7 protein-coding genes are annotated in these 6,000 nt (G+C 52.6%); 5 read left to right on the top strand and 2 right to left on the bottom strand.

Annotation, left to right across the window (positions count from 1 at the left end):
• Positions 1-31: 31 nt before the first annotated feature.
• Together HMPREF2572_RS05100 and HMPREF2572_RS05105 are read right to left on the bottom strand one after the other, a co-directional pair.
• The gene (locus tag HMPREF2572_RS05100; RefSeq protein WP_003759784.1) at positions 32-1,264 is read right to left on the bottom strand and encodes a PilT/PilU family type 4a pilus ATPase; all 1,233 of its coding nucleotides are present in this window, start codon (positions 1,262-1,264) and stop codon (positions 32-34) included.
• 171 nt (positions 1,265-1,435) lie between these two features.
• Entirely contained in the window at positions 1,436-2,482 is a 1,047-nt protein-coding gene (locus tag HMPREF2572_RS05105) for a type IV pilus twitching motility protein PilT (protein WP_070496518.1), read from the bottom strand.
• Between the two features lie 179 nt (positions 2,483-2,661).
• Here HMPREF2572_RS05105 and HMPREF2572_RS05110 point away from each other — a divergent pair, with 179 nt between their 5' ends.
• The 5 genes from HMPREF2572_RS05110 to dksA all read left to right on the top strand — a co-directional run bounded on the left by HMPREF2572_RS05110 (position 2,662) and on the right by dksA (position 5,816).
• Complete coding sequence (locus HMPREF2572_RS05110) at positions 2,662-3,369, top strand: YggS family pyridoxal phosphate-dependent enzyme (RefSeq protein ID WP_070496519.1); 708 nt, start codon at positions 2,662-2,664, stop codon at positions 3,367-3,369.
• Entirely contained in the window at positions 3,366-3,761 is a 396-nt protein-coding gene (locus HMPREF2572_RS05115) for an RNA-binding protein (protein WP_070496520.1), read from the top strand. Before HMPREF2572_RS05110 ends, HMPREF2572_RS05115 begins: the two co-directional genes overlap by 4 nt.
• A 90-nt stretch (positions 3,762-3,851) precedes the next feature.
• Positions 3,852-4,649: a pyrroline-5-carboxylate reductase gene (proC, locus tag HMPREF2572_RS05120; protein ID WP_070496521.1), complete on the top strand. Its 798-nt coding sequence runs from the start codon at positions 3,852-3,854 to the stop codon at positions 4,647-4,649.
• A 2-nt stretch (positions 4,650-4,651) separates the two neighbouring features.
• Positions 4,652-5,206, top strand: a complete 555-nt coding sequence (locus tag HMPREF2572_RS05125; RefSeq protein WP_070496522.1) for a YggT family protein — start codon at positions 4,652-4,654, stop codon at positions 5,204-5,206.
• A 193-nt stretch (positions 5,207-5,399) separates the two neighbouring features.
• Positions 5,400-5,816 carry an RNA polymerase-binding protein DksA gene (gene dksA / locus HMPREF2572_RS05130; protein ID WP_003744416.1) on the top strand — a complete coding sequence of 139 codons (417 nt, stop codon included), beginning with the start codon at positions 5,400-5,402 and terminating at the stop codon, positions 5,814-5,816.
• Positions 5,817-6,000: the final 184 nt, after the last annotated feature.

Here is a 6,000-nt window from a genome sequence, read left to right on the forward strand (position 1 = left end):
GACGACCTTTGTTTTGCCTGACATCGGGTGTTTACGAAATCAGGTTCAAATCGCTGATGCGGTCGTAGAGGCGGTCGGGGTCGTTGCCTTCTTCGTGCATTTGGATACGCAGGCGCAGGTCGTTGGTGGAAACGGCTTGGCGCAGGGCTTCGTCGTATTCGATTTGACCTTGGATGTAGAGTTCGAACAGGTGTTGGTCGAAGGTCTGCATACCGTCTGTGCCGGAGCGCATCATGAGTTCGCGGATTTCCATGAGTTCGCCTTTGAAAATCAAATCCTGCATGGCGGGTGTGTTGAGCAGCAGGTCTACGACGGCGGTACGCTGGCTGCGGTTTTTCTTGATGGCGAGGCGTTGGCCGATGATGCCGGTCAGGTTGAGTGCCAAATCCATGAGGACTTGTTTGCGTCGGTCTTCTTGGTAGAAGTTGATGATACGCTCGATGGTTTGGGCGGCGGTGTTGGCGTGGATGGTGAAGACGCACAAGTGGCCGGTTTGGGCAAGCTGGAGGGCGTATTCCATACTGGCTTCGCTGCGCACCTCGCCGATACAGACGACGTCGGGCGCTTGACGCATCGCGCTTTGAACGGCGATTTTCCAGTCGTTGGTGTCGATGCCGACTTCGCGCTGGGTGAAGATGCTGCGGCGGGGTTTGTAGATGAATTCGATCGGGTCTTCGATGGTGACGATGTGGCCGGGCATTTTGTGGTTGCGGTAGTCGAGCATGGATGCCATGGTGGTCGATTTACCGGAACCGGTCGGGCCGGCAAGGATCAGCAGGCCGCGCGGGGAAAGGGAGAGGTCTTTGAGTTTGGCAGGCAGGCCGAGGCTCTCCATTTCGGGGATTTCTTGGTTGATGCGGCGCAAGACCATGCCGACGCGGCCTTGTTCGTGGTAGGCGTTGACACGGTAACGGGTGTTGCTGCGGGATTGGACGGAGTAGTTGAGTTCCCATTCGCGGTTGAAGGTCTCAAGCTGCTCGGGGTTCATGGTGGATTCGACGATGGCGGCTGTGTCTTCGCCGGTCAGGGCTTTGTGCGGGACGGGGGTTAGGGTGCCGCTGACTTTGACGGCAGGCGGGAAGCCTGCGCTGATGAAGATGTCGGATGCGCCGCGTTTTTCTGCTTCGACGCACATGCGGTCGAGCAGGGGATGGAGGTGCGTGCCGATTTCGGCAGGGGTGGGGATGTGCGGCGGTTGGTTTTTTTGCGAGTAGGCTTGCACCATTTCGCTGAGTAAGTCGTGTAAAGGAGTTGTTTCGCTCATTTTGTGTACTCTTTATCAGTAAGTGAATATTGAGACCGGCGGGCGGTTTGTTTGTTATTGGGTGTTGTGCCTGCCTTATGGAGGTCGTCTGAAAACGGGAAACGGGTTTCCTCGTTGTGTAAACTGCGTTTTCAGACGACCTGGTTTGTTCCCGATAATGGAATGTGTTTATCAGACGATGTTCATGCTGTCGCTGTTTTGCGCTTTGCTGCGGGCTACGTCGGGGCTGATGGTGCCTTGGCGGACGAGGGTTTGCAGCGCTTGGTCGAGGGTCTGCATGCCGTGTGATTGACCGGTTTGCAGCGCGGAGTTGATTTGGGCGATTTTGTTTTCGCGGATCAGGTTGCGCACTGCGGGGGTGGAAATGAGGATTTCGTGTGCAGCGACACGGCCGTTGCCGTCGCGGGTTTTCAGCAGGGTTTGCGAAATAACCGCGCGCAGGGATTCGGACAGCATCGAACGTACCATTTCTTTTTCGCCGGCAGGGAATACGTCGACGATACGGTCCACGGTTTTGGCGGCGCCGGTGGTGTGCAGCGTGCCGAATACCAAGTGGCCGGTTTCGGCGGCGGTCAGCGCGAGGCCGATGGTTTCGGGGTCGCGCATCTCGCCCACGAGGATTACGTCGGGGTCTTCACGCAATGCGGAACGCAGGGCGTTGGCGAAGCTGTGGGTGTGTTGGTGCAGCTCGCGCTGGTTGACGAGGGCTTTTTTACTTTGGTGGACGAACTCGATCGGGTCTTCGATGGTGAGGATGTGTGCGGGTTGGGTCTCGTTGATGTAGTTGATCATCGCCGCCAGCGTGGTGGATTTACCGGAACCGGTCGGCCCGGTTACCAATACCAAGCCGCGCGGGTTGTCGGCGATTTTTTGGAAAATACGCGGGGCGCGCAGGTCTTCCAGTGTCAATACGGTACTCGGAATGGTACGGAAGACGGCGGCAGGGCCGCGGTTGGAGGTAAATGCGTTGACACGGAAGCGGGCGACGTTGGGCAACTCGAAGGAGAAGTCCACTTCCAAATCTTGTTGGAACAGTTTGCGCTGATGGTCGTTCATAACCGAAGTAACCATGTTGCCGACTTCTTCGGCGGACATTTCGGGCAGGTTGATGCGGCGGATGTCGCCGTGAACGCGGATCATGGGGGACATTTCCGAGCTTAAGTGAAGGTCGGAAGCTTTGTTTTTGACGCCGAAAGCGAGTAAGTCGGTAATCTGCATAATGTGGCCTTGTTTTAGTTTAGAATAATGAGGCGGAACCCGATTTAAAATGCGGACGCGGAATGCCGGGCATTTCCCTGTTCAGGTTCCGATAAATTGTATTATTTTAAATACATAAACCGTTCAGACCAAGTAAAATTTTCAAAATCGCTGTAATTGATGTAATAAAGGAAGAAATCATGTCGGTATTGCAACAAAATTATGCGGAGGTGTGCCGCCGCATTGCCGAAGCCGAGCAAAAGGCGGGCAGGCAGGCGGGTGAAGTGTGTCTGATTGCCGTCAGCAAAACCTTCCCTTCAGACGACATCCGCGAGGTATATGCCGCAGGACAGCGTGATTTCGGTGAAAACTATATTCAGGAATGGTACGAGAAAACGGAAACGCTCGCGGATTTGTCCGACATTGTTTGGCACGTCATCGGTGATGTGCAGTCGAACAAGACCAAATTTGTCGCCGAACGCGCGCATTGGGTGCATACGATAGGTCGTCTGAAAACCGCCCGCCGCTTGAGCGAACAGCGTCCGTCCGAAATGCCGCCTTTGCAGGTGTGCATCGAAGTCAATATCGCGGGCGAGGAGGCGAAACACGGCGTTGCGCCCGATGAAGCGGTCGCGCTGGGGGTGGAAGTGGCGAAGTTGCCGAATGTGGTTGTACGCGGGTTGATGTGTGTCGCCAAAGCCGACAGCGATGATGAAGCATTGCACGTTCAGTTCCAAACCATGCAGAAACTGCTTGCCGACTTGAATGCGGCGGGTGTTCGCGCGGATGTGTTGTCGATGGGGATGTCCGGCGATATGCCTGTGGCGGTCGCGTGCGGCGCAACGCATGTGCGCATCGGCAGCGCGATTTTCGGCAGACGGGAACCAAAAGGGAAAGACGGTCAATGAAACAGATTATCTCGGTCGTTTTGCTTGGTTTGACCTTAACGGGTTGTCGGTTGATGGGCTGGTATCAATGCGAGTCCTTATCAGGCTGGTGCAAGCCCAAAAAGCCGGCGGCAATCGATTTTTGGGAAATTAAAGGCGAACCGCCACCTTCTATCGAAGATTTCCGCGGAACACGTTTGGCAGACGGGAGTTATTCCGTCAACGACAATGCTTACCGTACCGCAGCTAATGATTATTTCATGAGGAAAATCAAAAAGTTTGAAGCTTGCGGACTGGATTGGCACACCCGCGATAAACGCCCTTTGGCGGAAACTTTCAAACAAGAAGGATTGGATTGTTTGGAGAAACAGGGCTTATACCGAACATCGCTGCCCGAAAGTGTCCGTTGGTAAAAAGGTCGTCTGAAATTTTGTCGGTATGGTGGAAAAGGTATTTCAGACGACCTCAGAAAATGTATCTCATTTAAAAATTTAAGGAAATTTATGAACATCTACTTTTTAGGCGGTGGCAATATGGCGTCCGCCATCGCGGGCGGACTGGTCAAGCAGGGTGGATACCGCATCCACATCGCCAACCGCGGCGCGGAGAAACGCGAGCGTTTGGCAAAAGAATTGAATGTTGAAGTTTCTGAATCCCTGCCCGAACTGCATTCAGACGACGTTTTGATTCTTGCCGTCAAACCGCAGGACATGGAAGCCGCGTGCCGCAACGTTCGTGTCAATGGCGCATTAGTGCTATCCGTTGCCGCCGGTTTGTCTATTGATACTCTTAGCCGCTACCTTGGCGGAACACGCCGAATCATCCGTACCATGCCCAATACGCCGGGAAAAATCGGTTTGGGCGTATCCGGCATGTTTGCCGAAGCGGAAGTATCCGAAGCCGACCGCACCGCCGCCGACCGGATTATGCGCTCCGTCGGTTTGACCGTTTGGCTGGACGAAGAAGACAAGTTGCATAACATTACCGGCATTAGCGGCAGCGGCCCCGCCTACGTCTTTTACCTGCTCGGCGCGCTGCAAGCCGCCGCTCAGGCGCAAGGGTTCAGCGAAGAAGATGCCCGCGCCCTTAGTCTCGCTACGTTCAAAGGTGCAGTCGCCTTGGCAGAGCAAAGCGGCGAAGACTTCGCGAAACTGCAGCAAAACGTTACTTCCAAAGGTGGAACCACCCACGAAGCCATCGAAACGTTCAAATCATGCCGCGTCGCCGAAGCCATTGCCCAAGGCGTGGAAGCCTGCGTCAAGCGTTCGCAGGAAATGGCACAACAATATAAGGTCGTCTGAAAATGCGCGGAGATTTATTGATATTGCTTGCCGACGGCATCGTTATCCTGTGTTTGGCACGCCTCTTCCTGCAAGCGGCGGGATTGAGTGAAAATCATGCGCTCTTGGCGTTCAGTAAGCGATCAACCAATTGGCTGGTCAATCCGCTACATAAAATTCTGCCGGTTAAAAAATACGACCCCGCCTGCCTGTTGTCAGGACTGTTGTTATATTACATCGTATTCACCTTCATCACTTTAGTAGCGCAACCTACCGCATTCAGCGCAAAAATCATCATCGCCAATTTTATACTGGCAACATTGAATACAATTAAATCAGCGGCTTATGTGTTGTTGATAGGGTTGTTTATCCGCATGGCGCTCAGTATTAAAGATCCCTATTCCCAACTTTCCGTTGCGTTGGAACGAATATATCGTCCCATACTTTCCCCCGTGCAGTTTTTAAAGTACGGACGCTACGACTTTTCAGGTAGTATATTGGCATTATTACTTTGGATTTGGTTAAGCAGTTTATCGCCTCAAATTACCCGTCAAATCAACTTGTGGCTACTGCAATAGACAGCGAGTTCATTAAGAATTTGCAGTATGACGTAAGCAAATCGCAAAAAAGTGAAAATCAAAACCACGGCTGTGAAAACATGGTATCATGCCGCCATTTCTAAACGGACTTGCGAAAAGAAGTCCTAAGAAATCAATAAAATAAACCACTTGAGTAGCATTTCGTTTCCCACAATAGATTGAAAGAAAAATTATGGCAAAGCTGACAGAACAAGACATTTTGAATTGGGACGGCCCGGAAGAAGACTACATGAATAGCGATCAGTTGGCATTCTTCCGCGAACTGCTGGTAAAAATGCAAGACGAACTGATTGAAAACGCATCTGCCACCACCGGCCACCTGCAAGAACACGAATCGGCTCCCGATCCTGCCGACCGCGCCACTCAAGAAGAAGAGTACGCGCTGGAATTACGCACCCGCGACCGCGAGCGCAAACTTTTAGGTAAAGTACAAGCAACCATCCGTAGCATCGACGAAGGTGAGTACGGCTTCTGCGCGGATACCGGCGAGCCCATTGGTCTCAAACGCCTCCTTGCCCGCCCGACTGCTACACTTTCCGTAGAGGCGCAAGAACGCCGCGAGCGTATGAAAAAACAGTTTGCCGACTAAAATAACGAAATCGGCTGATTGAATTAGGCAGTAAGAAAATACAAAGGTCGTCTGAAGTTGATTTCAGACGACCTTTGTTGTTGTTTGGGTAGGTTGTTGAGTGTGTATTGAGTTTTGTTTGGGGATGTTTTTGAGTGGTCTGAAATAAAAGCTGTTGAATTTCAGTTTGTTGAAGTGTTTTTTG

This window comes from Neisseria sp. HMSC064E01 (assembly GCF_001808875.1).
GTDB lineage: Bacteria > Pseudomonadota > Gammaproteobacteria > Burkholderiales > Neisseriaceae > Neisseria > Neisseria sicca_A.